Annotated in this window: 24 protein-coding genes; 10 read left to right on the top strand and 14 right to left on the bottom strand. The window is 56.9% G+C overall.

The window, feature by feature from the left end; genetic code table 11:
* Window positions 1-7: 7 nt before the first annotated feature.
* Both iraP and K5Y33_RS00490 read right to left on the bottom strand, forming a co-directional pair.
* Window positions 8-262: an anti-adapter protein IraP gene (gene iraP / locus K5Y33_RS00495; RefSeq protein WP_101762480.1), complete on the bottom strand. Its 255-nt coding sequence runs from the start codon at window positions 260-262 to the stop codon at window positions 8-10.
* A gap of 313 nt (window positions 263-575) precedes the next feature.
* Entirely contained in the window at window positions 576-716 is a 141-nt protein-coding gene (locus K5Y33_RS00490; RefSeq protein ID WP_199559724.1) for a hypothetical protein, read from the bottom strand.
* A 253-nt stretch (window positions 717-969) separates the two neighbouring features.
* Between K5Y33_RS00490 and K5Y33_RS00485 the strand changes: the two genes are divergently transcribed.
* Window positions 970-4050: a beta-galactosidase gene (locus K5Y33_RS00485; protein WP_222233065.1), complete on the top strand. Its 3081-nt coding sequence runs from the start codon at window positions 970-972 to the stop codon at window positions 4048-4050.
* Here the strand turns inward: K5Y33_RS00485 and K5Y33_RS00480 are convergent.
* Window positions 3989-5293: a multidrug efflux MFS transporter gene (locus K5Y33_RS00480; protein WP_222233064.1), complete on the bottom strand. Its 1305-nt coding sequence runs from the start codon at window positions 5291-5293 to the stop codon at window positions 3989-3991. The genes K5Y33_RS00485 and K5Y33_RS00480 overlap by 62 nt on opposite strands.
* 393 nt (window positions 5294-5686) lie before the next feature.
* On the opposite strand from K5Y33_RS00480, the gene K5Y33_RS00475 reads away from it, so the two are divergent.
* Window positions 5687-5938 (top strand): biofilm development regulator YmgB/AriR family protein, encoded by a 252-nt coding sequence (locus K5Y33_RS00475; RefSeq protein ID WP_101762483.1) that lies wholly within the window; start codon window positions 5687-5689, stop codon window positions 5936-5938.
* 12 nt (window positions 5939-5950) lie between these two features.
* Here K5Y33_RS00475 and K5Y33_RS00470 read toward each other — a convergent pair whose 3' ends face one another.
* The 3 genes from K5Y33_RS00470 to K5Y33_RS00460 all read right to left on the bottom strand — a co-directional run bounded on the left by K5Y33_RS00470 (window position 5951) and on the right by K5Y33_RS00460 (window position 9675).
* Window positions 5951-6268 carry a hypothetical protein gene (locus K5Y33_RS00470; RefSeq protein ID WP_222233832.1) on the bottom strand — a complete coding sequence of 106 codons (318 nt, stop codon included), beginning with the start codon at window positions 6266-6268 and terminating at the stop codon, window positions 5951-5953.
* A gap of 171 nt (window positions 6269-6439) precedes the next feature.
* Window positions 6440-6739: an I78 family peptidase inhibitor gene (locus K5Y33_RS00465; RefSeq protein WP_101762485.1), complete on the bottom strand. Its 300-nt coding sequence runs from the start codon at window positions 6737-6739 to the stop codon at window positions 6440-6442.
* Between the two features lie 347 nt (window positions 6740-7086).
* Entirely contained in the window at window positions 7087-9675 is a 2589-nt protein-coding gene (locus K5Y33_RS00460) for an EAL domain-containing protein (RefSeq protein WP_222233063.1), read from the bottom strand.
* Between the two features lie 219 nt (window positions 9676-9894).
* Between K5Y33_RS00460 and K5Y33_RS00455 the strand changes: the two genes are divergently transcribed.
* Window positions 9895-10542, top strand: coding sequence for a CPBP family intramembrane glutamic endopeptidase (locus tag K5Y33_RS00455; protein WP_101762487.1), 648 nt, complete (start codon window positions 9895-9897; stop codon window positions 10540-10542).
* A 41-nt stretch (window positions 10543-10583) separates the two neighbouring features.
* Here the strand turns inward: K5Y33_RS00455 and K5Y33_RS00450 are convergent, their stop codons facing one another.
* The gene (locus K5Y33_RS00450) at window positions 10584-11315 is read right to left on the bottom strand and encodes an SDR family NAD(P)-dependent oxidoreductase (RefSeq protein WP_137385239.1); all 732 of its coding nucleotides are present in this window, start codon (window positions 11313-11315) and stop codon (window positions 10584-10586) included.
* Window positions 11316-11414: 99 nt separating this feature from the next.
* Between K5Y33_RS00450 and K5Y33_RS00445 the strand changes: the two genes are divergently transcribed.
* Entirely contained in the window at window positions 11415-11795 is a 381-nt protein-coding gene (locus tag K5Y33_RS00445; protein WP_192415363.1) for a helix-turn-helix domain-containing protein, read from the top strand.
* 33 nt (window positions 11796-11828) lie between these two features.
* Here the strand turns inward: K5Y33_RS00445 and K5Y33_RS00440 are convergent, their stop codons facing one another.
* Window positions 11829-11996: a hypothetical protein gene (locus tag K5Y33_RS00440; RefSeq protein WP_168197444.1), complete on the bottom strand. Its 168-nt coding sequence runs from the start codon at window positions 11994-11996 to the stop codon at window positions 11829-11831.
* Window positions 11997-12208: 212 nt separating this feature from the next.
* Here K5Y33_RS00440 and K5Y33_RS00435 point away from each other — a divergent pair, with 212 nt between their 5' ends.
* Together K5Y33_RS00435 and K5Y33_RS00430 are read left to right on the top strand one after the other, a co-directional pair.
* Entirely contained in the window at window positions 12209-12379 is a 171-nt protein-coding gene (locus K5Y33_RS00435; RefSeq protein ID WP_007887091.1) for a hypothetical protein, read from the top strand.
* A 111-nt stretch (window positions 12380-12490) separates the two neighbouring features.
* Complete coding sequence (locus K5Y33_RS00430; RefSeq protein WP_101762489.1) at window positions 12491-12724, top strand: hypothetical protein; 234 nt, start codon at window positions 12491-12493, stop codon at window positions 12722-12724.
* Between the two features lie 114 nt (window positions 12725-12838).
* Here K5Y33_RS00430 and yniD read toward each other — a convergent pair whose 3' ends face one another.
* From yniD to K5Y33_RS00410, 5 genes are all read right to left on the bottom strand, one after another.
* Entirely contained in the window at window positions 12839-12946 is a 108-nt protein-coding gene (yniD, locus tag K5Y33_RS23615; RefSeq protein ID WP_021507251.1) for a small membrane protein YniD, read from the bottom strand.
* A gap of 79 nt (window positions 12947-13025) precedes the next feature.
* Window positions 13026-13454 carry an OsmC family protein gene (locus K5Y33_RS00425; RefSeq protein WP_101762490.1) on the bottom strand — a complete coding sequence of 143 codons (429 nt, stop codon included), beginning with the start codon at window positions 13452-13454 and terminating at the stop codon, window positions 13026-13028.
* Window positions 13455-13516: 62 nt separating this feature from the next.
* Window positions 13517-14707, bottom strand: coding sequence for an FMN-dependent L-lactate dehydrogenase LldD (lldD, locus tag K5Y33_RS00420; protein ID WP_222233062.1), 1191 nt, complete (start codon window positions 14705-14707; stop codon window positions 13517-13519).
* On the bottom strand, window positions 14704-15471 hold the full coding sequence (gene lldR / locus K5Y33_RS00415) for a transcriptional regulator LldR (protein ID WP_101762492.1): 768 nt from the start codon (window positions 15469-15471) through the stop codon (window positions 14704-14706). Before lldR ends, lldD begins: the two co-directional genes overlap by 4 nt.
* A 176-nt stretch (window positions 15472-15647) precedes the next feature.
* Window positions 15648-16820, bottom strand: coding sequence for a cyanate transporter (locus K5Y33_RS00410; protein ID WP_222233061.1), 1173 nt, complete (start codon window positions 16818-16820; stop codon window positions 15648-15650).
* An 87-nt stretch (window positions 16821-16907) separates the two neighbouring features.
* Between K5Y33_RS00410 and K5Y33_RS00405 the strand changes: the two genes are divergently transcribed.
* Window positions 16908-17768, top strand: a complete 861-nt coding sequence (locus K5Y33_RS00405; protein ID WP_192236741.1) for a LysR family transcriptional regulator — start codon at window positions 16908-16910, stop codon at window positions 17766-17768.
* An 88-nt stretch (window positions 17769-17856) separates the two neighbouring features.
* On the top strand, window positions 17857-19218 hold the full coding sequence (locus K5Y33_RS00400; protein ID WP_222233060.1) for an amidohydrolase family protein: 1362 nt from the start codon (window positions 17857-17859) through the stop codon (window positions 19216-19218).
* Window positions 19219-19342: 124 nt separating this feature from the next.
* Here K5Y33_RS00400 and K5Y33_RS00395 read toward each other — a convergent pair whose 3' ends face one another.
* Window positions 19343-19540: a hypothetical protein gene (locus K5Y33_RS00395; RefSeq protein WP_039333073.1), complete on the bottom strand. Its 198-nt coding sequence runs from the start codon at window positions 19538-19540 to the stop codon at window positions 19343-19345.
* Window positions 19541-19942: 402 nt separating this feature from the next.
* Here K5Y33_RS00395 and dbpA point away from each other — a divergent pair, with 402 nt between their 5' ends.
* Complete coding sequence (dbpA, locus tag K5Y33_RS00390; protein WP_222233059.1) at window positions 19943-21322, top strand: ATP-dependent RNA helicase DbpA; 1380 nt, start codon at window positions 19943-19945, stop codon at window positions 21320-21322.
* Window positions 21323-21463: 141 nt separating this feature from the next.
* Window positions 21464-22426 (top strand): chemotaxis protein, encoded by a 963-nt coding sequence (locus K5Y33_RS00385; RefSeq protein WP_008105989.1) that lies wholly within the window; start codon window positions 21464-21466, stop codon window positions 22424-22426.
* Window positions 22427-22545: the final 119 nt, after the last annotated feature.

Here is a 22545-nt window from a genome sequence, read left to right as displayed (position 1 = left end):
ATAGCCGTTATACGCGCGGATGATGCAGCAACTTCTCTACGTAATTACGCAGCATGGTGGTATCGGGCGTTTCAGCCGCGGGGGCGACGGGCGGCATGGCTAATTTAATAGCGGCCTCAATGTCGTGGAATTGATCGGGATTCAGTTTGCGCAGCATCGCGGTTAACACGATTTCTAATGCCTCAACCTGAGCCACTAATTCTTTAGACTCTTCTTCTTTTTCAGCCAGCTTTAGAAGGAGTTCCGCAATCAGGTTTTTCATGCGACAAGCTCAATGAGAGAAGAAAAACAGACGTTAGCATTGCGCTGAATAAAACAACAAGGATTTTTAAGCCGTTTTAGAGAAAAAACAGCCAAACGGCAGAATAAAAAAACCGGCTAGATTTCAATAGGTAATATCGAAACGTTTCACTGAACGCCTAAGGGTTAATTGAAACGTTTCGCTCACCTATGCCCTGAATAATTCGAGGTGCAGGAAGGCGGCAAGTGCAATCATCCTTAGGAGCTTACTTCAGTAAGTGACTGAAGGTGAATGCACGCAGCCAACGCACCTGCAGCCTGAAGTATGACGGGTATTAATGCGGCCCCATAAATCCACGTCCCGGACCGCCACCATGACCGCCGCCCCAACCGCCGCCACCCGGAGGTGGGAAAATACAACCGCTCAACGCGGTGACCAATGCCACAACTGCGGCGATTTTAATCATACGGACCATAATTACCTCGGAATGGTGAAATCGGGCTGAGTGTATGAGGCCGCATCGGGCACGACAATACAGAATTCTCCGCAACCCGGCGCTATTCATCTCTGCTCACCACGCTTAACAATTTACTGGCACTAAAGCGGCAAAAACATTGCACGGGTGGCATAGATTGCTGCCAACGCGCTGCGCAAAATCGTGGTTGATCGCTTTACAGCCGGTGCGATTTCACGCAATGTGAGCGCATTACAATAAATGAGATCTCATCATGAGCTTATCTGCTGTCTCCCTGAGTGAAATTCTGGCGCGCCGTGACTGGGAAAATCCGGTGATCACCAGCCTTAATCGACTGGATGCGCATCCGCCGTTTGCCAGCTGGCGCGACGAAATCAGCGCGCGCGATGACTGCCCTTCGCCTTCGCGCCAGCTATTGAACGGCCAATGGAGCTTTAGCTACTTCACGCAGCCGGAAGCGGTACCGCAAAGCTGGCTGCTGCAGGATTTGCCTGGCGCCGATGCGCTGCCGGTGCCCGCAAACTGGCAGCTGCACGGCTTTGACGCGCCAATTTATACCAATGTGCAGTATCCGATTCCGGTCACGCCGCCTTTGGTGCCGCATCAGAATCCTACTGGATGCTACTCGCTCACATTCAAAGTGGATGCTAGTTGGCTGCAACAGGGCCAGACGCGCATTATCTTTGATGGCGTAAATTCGGCCTTCTTCCTGTGGTGTAACGGCCAGTGGATCGGCTATTCGCAGGACAGCCGCCTGCCTGCCGAATTTGATCTTACTCACGCCTTGCAGCCCGGCCAGAACCGCCTTGCGGTGATGGTGCTGCGCTGGAGCGATGGCAGCTATCTGGAAGATCAGGATATGTGGCGCATGAGCGGCATCTTCCGTGATGTCAGCTTGCTGCATAAGCCCGAGACGCAGCTGGCCGATGTGCAGATTGAAACCGCGCTGAGCCCGGAATACCTGCGCGGCGATCTGCGTGTCAGCGTCAAGATCCACGCCGGCGATTGTCAGCCCGCGCAGTGCCGATTGCGCGTCAGTTTGTGGCGCGGCGACAGCTGCATTGGCGAGCAGGAACAGGCACCCGGCAGCACGATTATCGACGAGCGCGGTCATTATCCCGAACGCGCCCTGCTGATCTTGCCGGTCAACCAGCCGCAACTGTGGAGCGCCGAAACGCCGCATCTCTATCGCGCGGTGGTGACGCTGCTGGATGAAAACGGTGCCGTGCTCGAAGCCGAAGCTTACGACGTCGGTTTCCGTCGCGTCAGCATTGAACAGGGCCAATTGTGCCTCAACGGCAAGCCGCTGCTGATTCGTGGTGTGAACCGCCATGAACATCACCCGGAACACGGTCAGGTGGTGGATGAAGCCAGCATGCGCCGCGATATCGAGCTGATGAAGCGCCACAACTTCAACGCGGTACGCTGCGCGCACTATCCCAATCATCCGCTGTGGTATCGCCTGTGCGATCAATACGGTTTGTATGTGGTGGATGAGGCGAATATCGAAACGCACGGTATGCAGCCCATGAATCGCCTCTCCAGCGATCCGCGCTGGTTCGCCGCCTACAGCGAGCGCGTCACGCGCATGGTGCAGCGCGACCGCAATCATGCCTGCATTATTATCTGGTCGCTGGGCAACGAATCAGGTCACGGCAGCACGCACGATGCGCTCTATCACTGGGTGAAAAGCAGCGATCCGACGCGTCCGGTGCAGTACGAAGGCGGCGGCGCCAACACCGCCGCCACCGATATCGTCTGCCCGATGTACGCGCGCGTCGATCAGGATCAGCCTTTTCCGGCGGTGCCAAAGTGGTCGCTGAAAAAGTGGATTGGTTTGCCGGGCGAGACGCGGCCATTGATTCTGTGTGAATACGCCCACGCGATGGGCAACAGCTTTGGCGGTTTCGCGAAATACTGGCAAGCCTTCCGCCAGTTCCCGCGCTTGCAGGGCGGCTTCGTCTGGGATTGGGTCGATCAAAGCCTGACGCGCTACGACGACAACGGTGAAGCCTGGCAAGCCTACGGCGGAGATTTTGGCGATACGCCGAACGATCGCCAGTTCTGCATGAACGGGCTGGTTTTTGCCGACCGCTCACCGCATCCGGCGCTGTTTGAAGCCCAGCGCGCGCAGCAGTTCTTCCAGTTTCAGCGGGACGCTAACGAGCCGTATCGCTTTACCGTCAGCAGCGAATATCTGTTCCGCCGCAGCGATAACGAAGTGCTGCGCTGGTCAATCGAGCAGGATGGCGTTGCCATCGCCAGCGGTGAATTGCCGCTCGATCTCGCCGCTCAAGGCAGCCAGACCTTTACGCTGCCCGCCAGTGAAGATTTGCAGGGCAACGCGTGGCTGAATCTGGCGGTGCATCAAATCAACGCCACGCCGTGGTCCGAAGCGGATGCGCGCGTCGCCTGGGATCAGTGGCCGTTGCCCGCTGCGCTGCCGGTGCGCGTTGTGGAGATCGGTGCCACCGCGCCGGAACTGATTGCCAATCACGATCTGGTGGCGGTAGTAGTGCCGCAGCAGCGCTGGCACTTCTCGCGCCGCAGTGGCGAGCTGGTGCAATGGTTTGTCGATGATGAAGAAACGCTGCTCACGCCGCTGCAGGAGTGCTTTATTCGTGCGCCGATTGATAACGATATCGGCACCAGCGAAGCTGCCAATGTTGATCCCAATGCGTGGGTCGAGCGCTGGAAACGTGCGGGCTACGATGAGTTGCAAGCGGTGCTGGTGGATATGCAGGTCGATAGCCTGAAACACAGCGTGCTGATTGAAACCAGGCATCAGTGGCTGGCCAACGGTCAGCTGGCTTTCACCAGCCACAAACGCTATCAAATTAATGCTAACGGTGAGTTGTCCATTAGCGTCAATGTGGAACAGGCGCCCGGTCTGCCGGCGCCGGCACGCATCGGGCTGCGCTGTCAACTGGCGAAGTCGCCGCAGCAGGTGAGCTGGCTCGGTTTGGGCCCGCACGAGAACTATCCGGATCGCCAACTGGCGGCGCAGTTCTCGCGCTGGCAGCTGCCACTGGCAGCGCTCAGCACCGCGTATGTGTTCCCCGGTGAAAATGGTTTGCGCTGTGGCACGCGTCAGTTACAGAGCAATGGCTTGCAGGTGAGCGGCGACTTCGCCTTTTCGCTCAGTCGCTTCAGCCTTGAACAGCTGCGTGCCACCTCGCATCGCCACTTATTGCAGCAAGAGGATGGGTGCTGGCTGCACCTCGATGGCTTCCACATGGGCGTCGGCGGTGATGATTCATGGAGCCCAAGCGTTAGCCCGGAGTTTTTGCTTTCTCAGCAGCGCTGGCACTACGCGCTGAAGTTGCGTCAGTAGGTTTTTCTGCGGTTTCACGCTGGCTCAAAGGTGGAGTCAGCGTGGTTTTCGGCCGACGATAGAAGCGGCGCAGGAAGATCACGTTAACCATCACCACCATCGCCGTGGCGAAGAACACCCAGCGATAGCCGGTTGCCGCCGATACCGCCGCGCCCAGCAGCGGACCCGCCACGTTACCCAGATACATAAAAGATTGGTTGTAGCCGAAAATGCGCCCGGTGACGTTATCGCGTGAATGCCGCACCAGCAGCGTTTGCACCGCCGGCATCATGGCACCATCGGCAAACCCCAACAGGAAACGCAACACGCCCAACTGCGTCGCGCTGGTGACGAACGACATCGCCACCAGCAGCAATAATGAAACCATCATAGTGGCGAGCAGAATGCGTTGCGTGCCAATACGATCGCCGAGTTTACCCAGCCGTGGCGCGGAGATCAGCGCCGATACGCCCGGCAGCGCGGCGATCACCCCGCTGAGAAACGCAATGTTATGCGCATTCGGAGCCAGCTCGCGCACGAACAGCGTCAGGATGGGGTTCACCGAGCCGTTGCACATCTGAATCACCATGGTGGTGAAGAACAGGCAGATCATTAAGCGCGGATTATCGAGGGTGCGAAACACGTCGCGCCCGCTCAGCTTGTCCTGCTTGCTAACCGGCGTATAACCGGTCTCTTTTATCAGAAATAAGGTGACGAGAAAGCTCACCATCAGCAGCACGGCGGTGACGATAAACACCATGCGTAAACCGAGCCAGTCCGCCAGCAAACCGCCAATCATCGGCCCGAGAATGACGCCGCTGATTTGCCCGGTGGAAACACAGCTTAGCGCCCAGCCGCTGCGTTCGCGCGGTACCTGCGCCGCCACCAGCGCCATCGCATTGGGAATGTAGCCGGACGTAAGGCCCATCAGCGCGCGCAGCAGCAACAGCTGCCACGCCTGAGTGACAAACGCCTGCAGCAGAATCACCGCGCCCATGCCGAAAGAGGCGCGCAGCAGCATTAGCTTGCGCCCTTTACGGTCAGCAAGGCTGCCCCACAACGGCGCGACGGCGGCAGAAACAATGAAGGTGACGCTGAAAGTGAGCCCAGACCAAATGCTGAGCGCGTTACCGCCACGAATCCCGAGTTCTTCCACATACAGCGGCAGGAAGGGAATGATCTGACTGATAGCAAGGCCGGTAAAAAAGCAGCCAAACCAAACAGATATCAGATTAACTTTCCAGGACTCGATGGAGCGTAACATGGGCGTGGGCATCAGCAGAATGAAACGAGAGTTCAGTCTAACAATCTCATAACATTACCGGACGGCAAAACATGGCATGGGCGAAAAAACGCAGTTTTACACTGTCGAGCGTGATTTTGCTCACAGCAAATCATGTCTGAAAGCCGTTTTTTAGTGTCTTTATGTGCTGAAACCCAGCCTGCCGCAAGATAAGCGCATCGCAATGACAGGCAAACGTGAAAAAATATGTCTACACGTTACTGACAATATTCCACACCGCATCTATGTTTAAAAAAACCACCAGTTATCACTGGCGACGCGCTGTCTGTTCTGGACAGTCCGCATGATTAAACCCAATTTCCCCATGCTGCCATTATTCGGCGGTGGGCATCGTTGTCTCTGCGGAGGTCAGCTATGAGAACCCAGCCAAACAGCGCCAGTCGGGCGATTACCGACTATTTCAATAGCCCAGCCTGGCATGCACCGCATGAGAGCGACATGTTAGCGGCGATCATGCGCGAACTGATGGATGACGGACAGCCTGCCACCAGCAAAGCGATTATTGCGCGCGTGATTGATAAGCTGGAATTTGAAGGGGATGAACAGCAGCTGCAGAGCTATCGCAACTTACTGGCAAAACTGCTGGAATCGGGGCCGCAGAAATAGCGGCCCACGCCACTATTTTACCGCACGCAGATGGTCGGCTTCGCTGACAAATGCCTTGCCGCTTTGACGCTGGTACAGGCAGAGTTCGCGTCCGACCTGATTTTTCATGTGCTTTTGCGGATAGCGACCTTCCAGCAGCAGCGCATCAAAGCCCACGCTGTCATCATACTGAATCGGCTTACCCACCACTTTCGCTGTCTTCAGGCCGCTGGCCTTGAGACAGCTTTGCTGCATATTTTTGTCGTTCTGCTGCCATGTGGCTTCGCTCGACGCCTGCGCCAGCGGACTCAACAACAGCGTTAACAGCAGCAATTTTCCACGCGTTCTCATCATCACTCCTCCATCAGCCTTGCAGGCCGAAAGATAAAAAAATTCCCGCCGCAGCGGGAAGAAATAAGACGAACATTGCATATTCGAGAGTGACGAGGAAATCTCCGTAGTGCGCAGTTATCCTCGCCCGGCGCTGTGACAGCCCGATGACAATGCAATGTCGTTTTTTTGTTATCCGCAGTACACCCGGGAAATTTTACCGCTTTGATCCGCCGCGAAATTTATCCGACGCAGATTGAAATCCATCGTTACCGCTGAATTCCACGGAATAGCACGCACGGGCACCGCGAAGCGTTTGTTGTCGAGCGTCGATAATGGCTGACCAACGTAGTTTTGGTATTGCGATGCGCCGCACTGATCGGTTTCCGGATCGTGGCTGGCAGCCGCGCTGGCGTCAGGTTTGCTGGCTGACTGGCACGCGGTCAGGGCAAAAAAGGCCGTTACCAGTAGCGCTTTTCCATAATGGGTCACAAGTTTCTCCTCCTGGATAAATAGACAACCGGTTTTTGAGAGTAGCAAAGCGTGACCGTGAAACGGAAATTTTTACAGCAGATTGGTCGCACTAATCAGCTCAAAAGGGCGATCTTCCTCTCAAAAGTTAGGATTAATCGCACGCACTGTCTAAAAATCAATCCGCCAGCCACTACAATTAACTAAGAATTTTCTTAGCGAGGAGGCAATGATGGAACTGGTGATTTTTGTTGGCTTCGCCGCTCTGATGACGTTTGTTGCGATCAGAGTGCGTTAAAAAGCCGCACACATTTCGTAGCGGCGCGATTTTTCACGCAATGCATTGCGCCGCTACAATGTGTGCAAAATCAATTCACGGTTTCCTCTTCCTGTAACCGCGCATTGAAGGCGGCCAGCGACATGGGTCGGCCAAGGACATATCCCTGCCCTTCTTCACACGACAGCGCTTTCAGCGCCTTTAGCTGTGCTTCGGTTTCAATCCCTTCAGCGGTAATGGTCAGCGCAAACGCGCGCGCCAGGCCGACAATCCCCGCCACCACCGATTGCGCCTGCTGCGATTCCGGGAACTCCTTCATCCATGAACGATCGATCTTCAAGCCGTTGAACGGGAAAGTTTTCAGATAGCCCAACGCCGCATAGCCAGTACCAAAATCATCCACCGTCAGCCGCACGCCGAGCGCGCGCAGGCCTTGCATGATCTCCAATGCGCGATCCGGATTCTCAAAAGTGACGTTTTCGGTGATCTCCAGCTCCAGCCGTGTGGCCGGTAATCCACTCACCTCCAGCGCATGCGCCACGCGCTGCACCAGATCGTTATTACGAAACTCCACCGGCGAAATATTCACAGAAACATAGCGCTGTTCGCCCCAGTCGCGGGCGTCCGCGCATGCGCGCATCAGCACCCAATCGCTGATCGCAGCGATCAGGCCGTTCTCTTCCGCTAATGGAATAAAGCGATCGGGTGTGATCCATTGGTCGTCGGCTATCTGCCAGCGAATCAGCGCTTCCGCACCAGCCAGCTGCCCGCTTTGCAGCTGATAGCGCGGCTGGTAATGCAGCGTGAAGGCGTGATTGTGCAGCGCGCCCTCAATCGCCTGCACCATGTCGCGTTTTGACTGCAGATGGTTCGCCATATCGGTGGAGTACCAAACCCACTGATCGCGTCCGGCACTGCGCGCCTGAGCCAGCGCAATATCGGCCAGGCGTAACAGCGCTTCCGGCTGAGCCGCATCCTGCGGTGCTGATACGATGCCCATGCTGGCGGTGAGGCTAATTTGATGCGATCCGCTGATGATCGGTTGATGCACCATGCGCTGCAGCGCACGACAGCGATATTCCACACCCGCCCGCGTGCTTTCGCGCAGCAGCAAAATAAAGGCATCGCCGCCGAGCCGGGCCGCCAGTTCATTGGGCGCCAGCAAGCTTTTCAGCCGTGTCGAGATCTCATTCAGAACGTCATCACCGACCGCGTGGCCCCACGTATCGTTGATCGGTTTGAACTGATCGAGATCGAAACTGATGACAAACAGCGGATCATCCGCGCTGACGCACTCCAGATACGCGGTTAAATACTCCTGCAGCTGCATGCGGTTCGCGAGGCCGGTCAGCATGTCATGACGTGACAGAAACTGAATGCGCGCTTCGGCGTCCACTTCATGAGTGATATCCGACACCGTGCCGCGAAAACCCGAGCGCAAGCCGTTACGCCGAATGGCTTTCGCCATTAACTGCCCAATGCGGCGCTCGCCGTTGGCCGACATAAACTGGCAGCGCAGCGGCACATGTTTCACCTCTTCGCCTTGACGCATCAGCCAGGAGACCAGCGAATGGCTGGGATGGCTCAGCAGTTGATCGAGCGGACGTCCAATCCAGCTTTTCACTTCATGGCCGGTCACCGCAGCAAAGCGCGACGAGAGATAACAGAGGCGGCCCTGTGCGTCGACTTCCCAAATCCAGTCCGACGCGGCTTCCGCCAGATCGCGAAAACGCTCTTCGCTGTTGGCCAACTCACGCTGACTGATCGCCAGCATTTCAAAGCGACGATCGGAGATCACCGCGTTGTGCAGTGCATGCCGTAGCACGCGACGCGTCACCATCGCCACCGCCAGCGCGGTGAACAGCAGCAGCGGCATCATCAGCCACATCACGCCGAAGCCGGGATTTTTCGGCTGCCAGCGCAGCACCAGGGGTTCGCCCTGCAGCACCGGCTCCACCAGCCGTGGCTCAAACAGCGCATCGTTTAGATCGCTGGCGATGCGCGGTTCAATCACATTCAGGGATGTGCCCAGCGTTTGAAGTTTTTGTGGCGTGAAAATGTTAACGAACACCATGACCGAAGCGGGGCCGGGCATCGTCGGCAAATCCTGTCCTTTGCCCGGCGTAATCGGTGCGGCCACGACGATCGCCGGGTTACTCTCCACCAGCGCATTGCCTGCAACGGCGTCATGCAGTGAGCGCGCCGCGCTTAGCAGTACGTTGCTTTGTGCGCCTAACAAGCTCTCAATCGAAGCATCTGATAATTCACCGTTAATCACCGCATAGCGGGTTTTCCCATTGCCATCTACCACGAACACGCCGTCGTAGTGATACTCCTTGTAAAGCCCCGGACCAAAGTTCTCTTCGTCCCACGCCCAAACCTTATTGACCGTCAGATGCAGGTTCTTCCAGCCTTCGCCCCAGTTAGCATAATCGCGCGCATCGACGAGCATCTGTTGCTGCTGTTGCTGCCACGCCTGACGCATCAGATTGGCATCCTGCTGGATTGAGTCGATGTTTTGTCGATGGGCGATAACTAACACCATCACCACAGAGAGAAGTAGCACGCCAAACAGCAGCGAGGATAAGGTGCGCAGACTGCGCCGCGTCAGCCTTACCGTGTGTGCTTCCATATTGGTCCTGGCGGCCAGTGCCGTGTGCCGGTGAAACTCAGAATTCATGCGCATTGCTCGTAGAATACAGGCAGCAAAAAAAGGCGGATGACAACGCAGACTGCGCACATCTCCACCCTGTAAGGGTTTGATCGGTTATCGGCCCCGAGCGCCGCAGATTTAGTCTTGTTGGTGGAATATTTGAGCAGCGCAAATGTGCAGCACGCCACCTCGACAGGGATGATCGGCGTTGCTACTATGCGCTCTCCTCTGCTCGCTGAGTCGCCTATGGACACCCAATCCGACAAAGTTACGTTAACGCTGTTCTACGTGGGTAGCTTTGTGGTCTATTACCTTGTGACCATGCTGGTTACGCTGTTTCCCAATTACGGGATGCTGCGTACCAACGGCTTGCTGATGCCGGTGCTATGCCTGGTGGAGTTTGCGGTGATCTATCCGCTGTACCGTTTTTACTGTCAGCGTCGCAGCGACATTCCGCTGGGCTTTGTGCGGCCGATGCAGGCGCTGCTGTTTATTGGATTGCTGTTTGCTTTGATGGTGGCGCAGACACAATTTCTGCAACCCGAAGGCTGGCTGATTGCGCAATCGCAGCAGGGACGCAGCTCGATGTTGATTCTGCTGCTCACCGCCGTGCTGCTGGCGCCGGTGTTTGAAGAAGTGCTGTTCCGGGGATTTTTACTGCAAGGTTTTCTGCTGTGGGCGCCGAGAAGCCGTTTTGCCTGCATGCTGCTCACCTCCCTGCTGTTCGCCGCGATGCATACCCAATATGTGCACTGGGAAACGCTGGTTGCTTTAACGCTGTTTTCTATGCTGCTGTGCTACGCGCGTTTGCGCAGCAACAGCCTGGCGCTGCCGATTTTCCTGCACACGCTAAACAATTTAATCGCTATCCTGCCCGCCTGGTATTTCGCCTGACCAAAGCAAAACAGCCATCCTGAGATGGCTATGTATGATGCTTACACCTGTGTCAAACCGCCATCCACACAGATTTCTGCGCCCGCGATGTAACTGCTCTCGTCACTGGCGAGGAACAGCGCGACGTTGGCCACCTCTTCGGGCTTGCCCATTCTGCTGAGCGGAATAGTGCTGGTGATGCCGTTGCGCACCTCTTCAGAAGCCGCCCGCATCATATCGGTATCGATCGGGCCGGGCGCCACCACGTTAATGCGGATACCGCGCGCAGAGAGCTCGCGCGTCCAGGTACGGGCAAAGGATCGCAGCGCGGCTTTACTGGCGCTGTAAACGCCGTATCCTTCGGTGCCAATCACATCGGCAATCGAACCAATCAATACCACGCTGGCGCCGGGCTTCAGCAGCGGCAACGCGGCCTGCAGAGCAAACACCGGCGAGCGCACATTGAGGCCGAAGATGTGATCAAAATGCTCAGCGCTAATCTCATCGATGGTGGCGTACTCCGCCATCCCAGCGTTGATCACCAACACATCCAGCTGGCCGGATTCACGCGTGATCGTTTCAATAATGCGCGTCAATTCACTCTGCTGGCTCACATCGGCACGCAGCGGATGCGCGTTGCCGCTGATGCTGCTGCTGGCGGTCTGTAACTCCTCGTCACGGCGCGAGGTAAACCAGGTGGTAGCGCCCTCACTGGCAAAACGCTGGCTGATTGCCAGACCAATTCCTTTTGCGCCGCCCAGTACCACTGCCACTTTGTTATCCAGTCTGCTCATCTGCTCTCTCCTGTTTGGGTAGAAAGCTGATGGTATATATTTTATACTTAATAACAATTACGCACTTTGTTTATACCAGATATCGCGGAGTATATCGCCATGGCAGAGATCGACGGTAACAGCTTGAGAGATGTAGGAAAAACCCGGCCGGTGCTGGAGCACATCACCAATAAATGGTCGATTTTAATTCTCACCGTGCTTTGTACTAAGCCGTCGCGTTTTAACGAGATTCGTCGTCGGCTGGATGGCATCACTCACAAAGCGTTGGCGGATGCGTTAAAGCGGCTGGAGCGTAATGGGCTGGTGAATCGCGAAGTGCTGAACACCGCGCCGATCGGTGTGGAATACAGCCTGACGCCGCTGGCACAGACGCTGCAACAACCGTTTGTCGCGTTGTATGACTGGGCGCTGGAGCACGGTCCATCACTGGAACGCGCGCAGGAAGAGTACGACCGCACCCACACGGATGAGATCGCCTAGGGCCGCCATTCATGGCGACCGCTGGCACAAAAATTACTCTTTTTCCGCTTCGAAATGGGTTTTGAACTGTTCGTAGATAGAAATCATGTTGGAAGCATCACCGTGCAGCGGGCTCAGTTTTCCCGCGCGCACCAGTTCAATCACCAGTTGCAAGGCGGCTTGTTTTGGGCTGCTGGCTGGTTGGGCAATTTCGTTCGACATGTTAACTCACTCATCGTTTTTATCAGGGCCGCATAGTTTAGCCCAGATTGAGCTACGGTTGCGCACTGCGATGCGTATAATCGTGCGAGCCGGACAAGAAAGCCGCTCAGGGTGATAATTGACTCTCAACGCGTTTAGCTATACTGGATCAAAAAAGGGAACGACCAGCCACACATTCCGTACCAGCGAGAAGGTGTTAAAGGAGTCTGATTATGCTGATTGGTTTTGTTTTATTAGTGAGCGCATGTGGGCATGATGCCTGTGATGCCTTACCGGTTTCGGAGCGTATCTATCCGACCAAAGTGGCCTGTGAGCAGATGGCCGATCGCATCCATAAAGTGCGGCCAAATGTGGTCTTACTTTGTGGCGAAGTGCACCGTTAATTCGGTGCCAGCTTGATTAAAGTTGCGCAAATAGTAGCCAAACGGCATTGCAAGAATGGGTTGTAGCGTTCAAAATATAAGCTGCTTTTCACTATCATCGTTGTGAATCCAATGAAAACATCTCGCCCCCGTCGTCCAAACGGACGCTGGGTTTATTACATTTTGTATGATGGCATTCTCTGGCCCTGCCCCGTACGTTGGGAATGGGAAAGCGGCTTCGGCGGCTGGCTGCCATTCTATTTCTCGCCCACGTTTGAGTTCGTGGCGGGCGATCCACGCAAGGCGTATCGCATTGCGCGCAGCAGTGCGCGTAACGTACGCCAGACAGACGGTGAGTTCGCCTGATTGATTAGCCAATCTGCCATGGGAACCATGACGCCGTGAGCAGGTAGTGCAGTAACTCCAGCACCAAAATCACCATCACCAACACGCCAAGCTTGTGGCTGCTGATCCACTCTTTCATCCCCATATCATCGCTGCCCAGCGAATCAGCATCAGCGCCCCGCAGATGCACAACAGCACCACGATCATTTTCCAGTGTTTGGTTGCAGCCAGTTTTTTTGCCACGCATCCTCCAGACGACAGAAAGCAACGATGCGCCCTAAGGCGCACCGTTGATTCTAACGCTGGTCACCCATTTGGGCGATTATTTATTCAGCGTGTAGTCGAGCGTGATTTCAGCATTCAGTACCTGAGAAACCGGGCAGCCCGCTTTGGCTTTCTGGATAATCTCATCAAACTTCGCGTCATCAATGCCCGGTAAGACGATGGCGCTGGTCAGCGCGATTTTGGTGATGGCAAAACCGTCGCCCTTTTTATCCAGCGACACATCCGCGGTGGTATCAATGCTTGTTGGCGGATGCCCTTCATTGCCCAACATCAATGACAATGCCATTGAGAAGCAAGCGGCGTGCGCAGCACCAATCAGCTCTTCCGGGTTAGTGCCCTTCTGGCCTTCAAAACGGGTATTGAAACCGTACGGTTGATTGCTCAACACGCCGCTTTCAGTACTTACCGTACCTTTGCCTTTAATGTCGCCTTCCCAATGGGCCGATCCTTTCTTATGTATGGTCATGTCATTCCTCCTGTTGTGTTCGACAGCTATTGAGTATAGACAACATGACTCATTCTGCTGGATTAGCTCACCGCGCGTGGACGCGCCGGACTCAAGCCCGCCTCGCTCAACAGCGCGTTAGCCTGCACCAGCGAAGCCTGCGTAATCTCTTTGATCGATTTCGCGCCGGTCAGCGTCATCGCCACTTTCATCTCTTTCTCAATCAGGTTGAGCAGATTTTCAACGCCGCGCTGACCGTGCGTTGCCAGCGCATAGACAAACGCGCGTCCCAGCAGCACGCAGTCGGCACCGAGGGCGATCATCCGCACCACATCTAACCCGCTGCGAATCCCGCTGTCGGCGAGAAGAGTAATATCGCCTTTCACCGCATCGGCAATTGCCGGCAACGCGCGCGCCGACGACAGCACGCCGTCCAGCTGACGCCCGCCGTGATTCGACACCACAATGCCATCGGCACCAAATCGCACCGCATCGCGCGCATCTTCCGCGTCGAGAATGCCTTTAATCACCATCGGGCCATCCCAGAATTCACGAATCCACTCCAGATCTTTCCAGGAAATCGACGGATCGAAATTGTTCGCCAGCCAGCCGATGTAATCTTCCAGCCCGGTCGGTTTACCAAGATAAGTGGAGATGTTGCCGAGGTCGTGCGGACGGCCATGTAAACCGACATCCCACGCCCATTGCGGATGGGTTGCCGCCTGCCAGTAACGACGCAGCGGCGCATTGGGGCCGCTCATGCCGGAGTGCGCATCACGGTAACGTGCGCCAGGCGTCGGCATATCGACAGTGAACACCAGCGTGGTACAGCCGGCGGCTTTGGCGCGCTCCAGCGCGTTGCGCATAAAGCCGCGATCGCGCAGCACATAGAGCTGGAACCACATCGGACGATTTATGGCCGGCGCCACTTCTTCAATGGGGCAAACCGACACGGTTGAGAGCGTAAACGGAATGCCTTTCAGCGCCGCCGCGCGCGCCGCCTGCACTTCACCGCGTCGCGCATACATGCCACACAAGCCGACCGGCGCCAGCGCCACCGGCATCGACAGGGTTTCGTTGAACAGCTTCGTTTCGAGGCTCAACGCCGACATGTTTTTCAGCACGCGCTGGCGCAGCGCCACGTCGGAGAGATCGGCGACATTGCGCTTCAGCGTGTGCTCGGCGTAAGCGCCGCCATCCAGATAGTGAAACAAGAACGGTGGCAAGATGCGTTGCGCCGCGGCGCGATAGTCACTGGCAGCAGAAATGATCATCCGTTATTTTCCTTGTGCTGAGGTTGGTGGCCCGGCAGACGCGTAATGCGCGCCTGGCGCGCCTCATCTTCATGCAGGGTTTTCATAGTGGTGTGAACAAAGCCGAGATGATCCATCGCCGCCTGGCGCGCCGTTTCCGCGTCACCGGCCATCACCGCATCAAACATCGCCTGATGCTGTTCGTTAAGACGATTAAAAATCACCGGATGGGTATACATGCGCTGACGGCTGTGCAGCACCGAGGATTGCAGCAGATCGAAAAAGCCGCGCATGGTCTGCAGCAGCACTACGTTGTGCGAGGCTTCGGCGATGGCGAGATGAAAACGCAGATCGGCCTGCGCCGCGAGATCGGCATCGTCGCTCTGCTTAATCTTCAGCAGCGCATCAAAGGCGTAAGCCAGCCGCTCTTTATCGGCTTCGGTGGCGCGCAACGCCGCATGCCACGCGGTGCTGGCCTCTATTGCGTGACGCGCTTCAAGGATGTCGTAGCGATAATCGGGATCTTCAGCCAGCAGCTGGCGAATCGGCTCTACGATACGCTGTTCCGACCACGGCTGCTGCGGCTGACGCAGCCAGGTGCCGCCACCGCGTTTACTGATCAACACGCCGCTGCTGATCAGTTGCTGGATCGCCTCGCGCAGTGACGATCGCGACGAACCGAACTCGGCCGCCAGCGCGCGTTCGGACGGCAGCCGCATGCCCGGCTCCAGCTGATGCTCGGTAATCCAGGCGCAGAGCCGCGCCCGCAGCGTATTTTCGGTCATCGCATTATCCTGAGAAAGGCTCCATCGCCATGCTGCATTGGTAGGACCAAAATGCAGCAGGGCGGGCTTGATGGAGGAGAATGGTTAATGCTTTGTTATTTCGATGCAACGAAACAGGCGGGATTTTTCAGGTTATGTGACGACGCGGCCACATTTGAATCTTTTGGTAGGACCAATTACGCCGCAGTCCGGCCAAAGGCCCGACCATAACTGCGCGGATGAAAGCGCAGGTTCAGCAAAATCAGCCCGACCGTCACCGCCGCCTGCATCAGCCAGACGCTGGAAAAACTGTGGGTTAATGCCTGCAGCTGACCGGCGATAAACGGCATGCAGCCGGCGATGATAAAGCCCGCGCCCTGCATAAACGCCACCAGCCGTGCACCGGCCTGCGGATGCGGCAGGTGATCAAGCGCCAGCACCATCGCCAGCGGGAACGCCGCGCCCAGTCCAAATCCGGCAATCGCCGCCCACAGCCACGGCGCGAACAGCGGAGCAAACAGAAAGCCGCTCATGCCGATCAGCTGACAAACCAGGCTGATAATCAGCTGCGGACGCCGATCCGCCTTACGCGCCAGCAGCGGCATCAATAGCGCGCCCGCAACCTGACAGAGAATCATTGCGCCGAGCAGCGATCCGCCGGCCTGCGCCGACCAGCCAAGATGATGATAGGCATCCGGTAGCCACGCAACACAGGTAGCGTAACCACCGTTCACCAGGCCAAAACTGATTGCCAGCGTCCAGGCGCGCGGCGTGCGCCACAGCGACGGCAGCGCAACGTTTTCCGTACTGGCGGCGGTTGGCACCCGCACATATAACCACAATCCAATCGCCAGCAGCACCGGCAGCGCCCAGCCGCTCAGCGCCAGCGGCTCGCCCAAATGATCGCTGAGCCACGGCGATAACGCCGCCCCCAAACCGCCGCCGCCCATCAGCGCACCGGCCCACAATCCGGTGACCGGCGCGCTGCGCTGTGCAAAGCGCTGACGAATCAGGCCCGGCATCGCCATCTGCACCACGCCCACGCCAAGGCCGCCAAACAGCGCGCTGACCACCAGCCAACTGCCGTCGTGGATCACGCCACGCGCCGCCAGCGCCAGCAGCAGCAGCGTCAATCCGGCTAGCAGCAAGCGTTGCAGCGGCAGGCGCTGCATCAGCGAAGCACTCAGTAGCGCGACCGCGCCCATCATCACCATCGGTACCGCAGGCAGCAGCGAAGCCGCCAGTGAAGAGAGTCCCATCGTCTGCCGAAGCTGGCCGAGTAACGGACTAAGAGAAGTGAGTAAAGGTCGCATATTCAGCCCAGCCAATACCAAAGCGGCGAGCGTTAATCCGTTGAAATGTCGATTCATACACAATCCAGCTGTAAAGAGGTTGTCAGCATCGCAGCAGTCGTTACTATTTGGAAATGAAATAACACCATAACGACCAGTGGAAAAATGAATCGTCAGCCGATGTTCACCCCGCAGCAACTGCTGAGTTTTGTCGCGGTGTGCGAAACCGCCAGCTTCACCCGCGCCGCCGATCGCGTGCATCTGTCGCAATCCACCGTGAGCCAGCAGGTGCGTCGGCTGGAAGAGATGATCGGTAAACCGCTGCTACAGCGCACATCGCATCAGGTGGCGCTCACCGAAGAGGGCGAGAAGCTGCTGGGCTATGCGCGCCGCATCATCGCGCTAAACGGCGAAGCGCACGACGTGCTGAGCGATAAATGGCGCGACGGCGTGCTGCGCCTTGGCGTGCCGGAAGATTTCGCCGCGCCGACCGCCGGTTTGCTGGCGGAGTTCAGTCGCGAACATCCGCAACTGCGCCTTGATGTGATGAGCGGCATGTATGTCGATTTGCATCGCGCCTGGCAGCGTGAGGAGCTGGATATCATGCTGATCAAACAGCCGGGCGGTGAACGTCCGCTGGCTGCGCGCCCCGAGCCGCTGCTGTGGCTGGACAGCGCCGCACATCCCTGCTTTGAGCAAACGCCGGTGCCGCTGGTGGTGTTCCCGCAGCTCGGTTTATATCGCGAGGAGATGGCGCAGACGCTGGATAGCCTCGGCCGCAGCTGGCGCATCAGCTACAGCAGCGCCAGTTTGGTGGCGCTCGCCAGCGCCAGCGCCGCCGGATTGGGCTTAACGCTGCTGCCCGCCAGCTGCCGCTTGCCTGAGCATCGCGTATTAGGGGAAGCCGATGGTTTACCCACCATCAACCATTTTGAACTGGCGCTATTTTGCCGTGCGCCGCAGGACGAACTGCAGCAGGCGCTGGCCGCCGCGCTGGTGACCTTTTGTCAGCTGCAGTGGCAGTGATTTTTCCACTGCTAACCAGTGGCAAATATCGCAGCGCGCTGCGTTGAGTTTTGCCAGATTAAGCGTTTCTCGTTTGATGGAACCTCTGATGCAACTGACCTCTCCCAGCCGTCGTGAATTTCTCAGTCTGACCGCCGCCGGAAGCCTGCTGGCCGCCGGCATCAGCTACGCTGCACCCGCTTCACCGCTGCTCGCTAACAGCACACAGCCGCACACGCCGCCACCGCGCGTTGCGCATTACCAGCTGCTCAATGTCCGCCTCGAAGAGGGCTTTGAGCGCGACGGTAAAGAGGTGATCGCCACGCGCACCGCGCTGTACGACATCACCATCAAAGACGGCACTTTCGCGGCGATTGATGCCGCAGGCAAAGCGCGCAACACCAATCTGCCTCAGTGGGATGCCAACGGCGCCCTGCTGCTGCCGCGCACCCGTGATATGCATATCCATCTCGACAAAACCTTTTACGGTGGTCCGTGGGAAGCGCCGCGTCCGCGTCAGGGCAAAACCATCATGGATATGATTGCGCGCGAACAGGTGCTGATCCCGCAACTGCTGCCGACGTCGCAGGCGCGTGCCGAAGCGATCATTGGTTTGCTGCACAGCAAAGGCACCACCGAAGCGCGCAGCCACTGCAATATCGATCCGGTTAGCGGCCTGAAAAGCCTTGAGCATCTCAAGCTGGCGCTGGCGAATCATGCGGAATTCCCGTGTGAAATCGTTGCCTTCCCGCAGCACGGTTTGCTGCATTCGAAGGTTGATGGCTTGATGCGCGAAGCGATGCAGATGGGCGTGCAGTTTGTCGGCGGGCTCGATCCGACCAACGTGGATGGTGCGATGCAGGCGTCGCTGGATGCGATGTTCCAGATCGCCCTCGATTTCCAGCGCGGCGTGGATATCCATCTGCACGAAACCTCGCCATCCGGCGTGGCGGCCATTCAGTACATGATCGACACCATCGCGAAAAACCCGCAGCTGAAGGGCAAAGTGACGCTGAGTCACGGTTTTGCGCTCGGCACGCTGGAAGGCAAAGCGCTGGATCAGATGATTACGGGCATGGCCGAGCAGCAGATGAGCGTGGCGTCGACCATTCCGATTGGCAAGCTGACCATGCCGCTGCCGCAGTTGCAGGCGGCGGGCATCACGGTGATGACCGGCACGGACAGCGTGATCGATCACTGGTCACCGTTTGGCACCGGCAGCATGCTGGAGAAAGCCAATTTGTACGCGCAGCTGTATCGCGGTTCCGATGAGTTCGGTTTGAGCCGCGCGCTGCATATCGCCACCGGTGGGATTTTGCCGCTGTCGAATCAGGGCGAACGTCAGTGGCCGAAGGTCGACGATGAAGCCAGCATGATGCTGGTCGAGGCCAGCTGTTCCGCCGAAGCCGTTGCCCGCATCTCCCCGGTCCGCGCCACCTTCCACCGCGGATTGCCAGTGTTCAGTGCGTAAGCCCAAAAATCGCACATTCCCGTAGCGGCGCGTGGCTGAAGGCACCCAACAAAAAAGCCTCCGCAAGGAGGCTTTACGTACGACATAAACAGGCAGCATGCGCACACCCGGTGAGTGCTGGATTTTACGAAAGCATCTGAATCGCCAGCGCATACAGCCGCTGGTTTTCATCGTCGCTGACAGGCTCTTCTTCCGCGTAACAGGCAATCATAGAGCTGACTTTATCCGAAGATAAGGTTTCTCCATGCAGATGCAGCGTTAACACGGCGCGGCCGACGATTTTCAGAATGTCTTCGTTTTGTCCCTGGACATAATGACTCAATGAAATGACCTCTGAAATATTATGGGTATTTACTGATTAGCCAAACGGCGGGGTAAATATAAAGCAAATCGGCTATTCGTTTTAATCAGAATTTTACCTAAGCGAAGCCATTCATTAGCACAATACTTATAAGTAAGCATTAACAAACCCTGATAATGCTTGTTTAATAACGCTAATTCTCCTTTTTCGTTGCATATGTCGAGGTTTAGCGCCTTCATTGCAGAATAAAATCAACCACAAAAGCATTAGAACTTCGCAACAGTATGCGTATAAAAACGAGACAAGCCTGTTATAACACTAACGGTTTTCAGGCAGGCAGCAGAAGCGCTTTTGCCATTGCCGATCACGCCCCTTTCTGCCAGACTGACCGCCGCCATCCTACCCGCAATTAGAGACTTTCCCGTGACTGCTTTTTCTACCCTGACGCAACTGCCCGCCAGCCAACTCGATAACCTGCGCGAGATGGGTTTCGACGCCATGACGCCGATTCAGGCCGCTTCCCTGCCCGCGATTCTGGAAGGGCGCGACGTGCGTGCGCAGGCGAAAACCGGCAGTGGCAAAACCGCCGCCTTTGGCGTGGGTTTGCTGAACCGCATCGATAACAGCCAGTTCCACACTCAGGCGCTGATTCTGTACCCGACGCGTGAACTGGCCGATCAGGTCAGCAACGTGCTGCGTCAGCTGGCGCGTTTTACCCGCAACATAAAAATTCTGACGCTGTGCGGCGGCCAGCCGATGAGCGCGCAACGTGATTCCTTAGTGCATGCGCCGCATATCGTGGTTGGCACGCCGGGCCGTTTGCTCGATCACCTGAAGCGCGACAACCTTGATCTCAGCCAGCTGCAAACGCTGGTGCTGGATGAAGCCGATCGCATGCTGGAGATGGGCTTCCGCGACGATATGGAAGCGATCATCGGCTTTACGCCGGAAACGCGCCAGACGCTGCTGTTTTCTGCCACCTGGCCGGATACCATCGCCAGTCTCAGCCAGCGTTTTCAGCGCGATGCGCTGGCGGTCGCCACCGAAGATAAAACCGAGTTACCGACCATCGAGCAGCAGTTTATTGAAGCCAGCGCCAAAGAGCGCCACAGCCTGCTCGGCGCGCTGCTCAGCCAGCAACAACCGGCCTCCTGCGTGGTGTTCTGTAACACCAAGCGCGAGTGTGACGACGTTGCTGCCGCGCTGAACGAGCGTGATATCAGTGCGTTAGCGCTGCATGGCGATCTGGAGCAGCGCGATCGTGAGCGCGTGCTGATTCGCTTCGCCAACGGCAGCATCCGCGTATTGATCGCCACCGACGTCGCTGCACGCGGTCTGGATATTAAATCGCTGGCGCTGGTGGTGAATTTCCAGCTGGCGTGGGATCCGGAAGTGCACATTCATCGCATCGGCCGTACCGGTCGCGCCGGTGAGAAAGGGTTGGCGGTAAGCTTTGTTGCCCCCGACGAAATGGTGCGCGCCAATGCGCTGGAAGAGTATCTGCAGCAGAAGCTCAATTGGGTTTCCTCCAGCTCGCTGAAAGGCACCAGCGCCAAATCGCTGCCGGCGACCAAAATGACGCTGTGTATTGATGGCGGCCGTAAAGCCAAAATCCGTCCGGGCGATATTCTCGGCGCGCTGACCGGTGAAGCCGGTTTTAGCGGCGACCAGATCGGCAAGATCGATATGACCGCCACCCACGCCTATGTTGCCATCGACGCCGCTCAGGCGAAGAAAGCGCTGATCAAGCTGAAAGAGGGCAAGATCAAAGGCAAAAGCGTGCGCGCCATTCTGCTGAAGTAAAGGGTACCCGCGTGAGGGCGATCGCTCTCACGCTAAAATTTCCGTTATCTCCCCCTTCATTTTTTTTCTCTTCTGCCGATAAGTTAATCATGGCGATATTGCCCTGCCCTTTACTCAGCCCAGATCTGCTCCGAGGCCATGATGGATAATTTTCAGAAAGAGATCGATGAACGCGCCAACCTTGCGCTTTCCAATAAATTCGAACTGCTGTTGTTCCGACTGGGTTCCGATCAGCTGAAAGGCAAATCTGAGCTGTACGGCATCAACGTGTTTAAACTGCGTGAAATCGTGCCGATGCCCACCATCACTCGCGCCGCTGGCATGCAATCGCCGCTGCTTGGCATGGCGAGTATTCGCGGCCAGTTTATTCCGGTTATCGATCTGCCCGCCGTCACCGGCTGCAAACCAGAAACCGGCCTTAACCTGCTGCTGGTGACCGAATATGCGCGCAGCACTCAGGCGTTTGCCGTGGAATCGGTGGAGAACATTGTGCGTCTCGACTGGAGCCAGGTACACACGGCGGAAGCGGGCATCGGTAGCCGCAACATCACCAGCATCGCCTGTCTGGATACCGACGGCCAAAGCAATAATCTGGCGATGGTGCTGGACGTTGAGCAGATTCTGTATGACATCATTCCTTCAGTGCGCGGCGTTGAGCCAAGCGCAGAGACCGCCAAAGACTTCAATCTGAAGCCTGGCCAAGTGGCGATTGTGGCGGAAGATTCCAAAGTGGCGCGTCAGCTGCTGGAGCAAGGCCTGAAAAGCATGGGCATCCCGGCGATTATGCACAACACCGGTCTGGAAGCCTGGATCAAAATTAACGAAATGCAGAAAGAAGCGGCTGCAAACGGTGAGTCGATCCACGACAAGATCGCGCTGGTGCTGACCGATCTCGAAATGCCGGAGATGGATGGCTTTACCTTAACGCGCAACATCAAACGCGATAACAACCTGCGCCAGATTCCGGTGGTGATCCACTCTTCACTCTCCGGCAGCGCCAACGAAGATCACGTGCGCAAAGTCGGTGCCGATGGTTACGTGGCGAAGTTCGAAATCAACGAGCTGTCGAATGTAATCCACGGCGTGCTGAAAAAGCCGCGTTAATGATCGTAATGCCACCGTTCATAGCGTAATGCTTGTCAGTTAAGACCTGAAAACCCTTAATTACCAGAGCACACCTTGTAGCGGCGCAATTCATTGCGCGATAAATCGCGCCGCTACGG

The organism is Pantoea sp. DY-17 (assembly GCF_019795975.1).
Taxonomy (GTDB): domain Bacteria; phylum Pseudomonadota; class Gammaproteobacteria; order Enterobacterales; family Enterobacteriaceae; genus Pantoea; species Pantoea leporis.
Note: the sequence above shows the minus strand (reverse complement) of the source record. Positions and strands in the feature narration are given on the sequence as shown.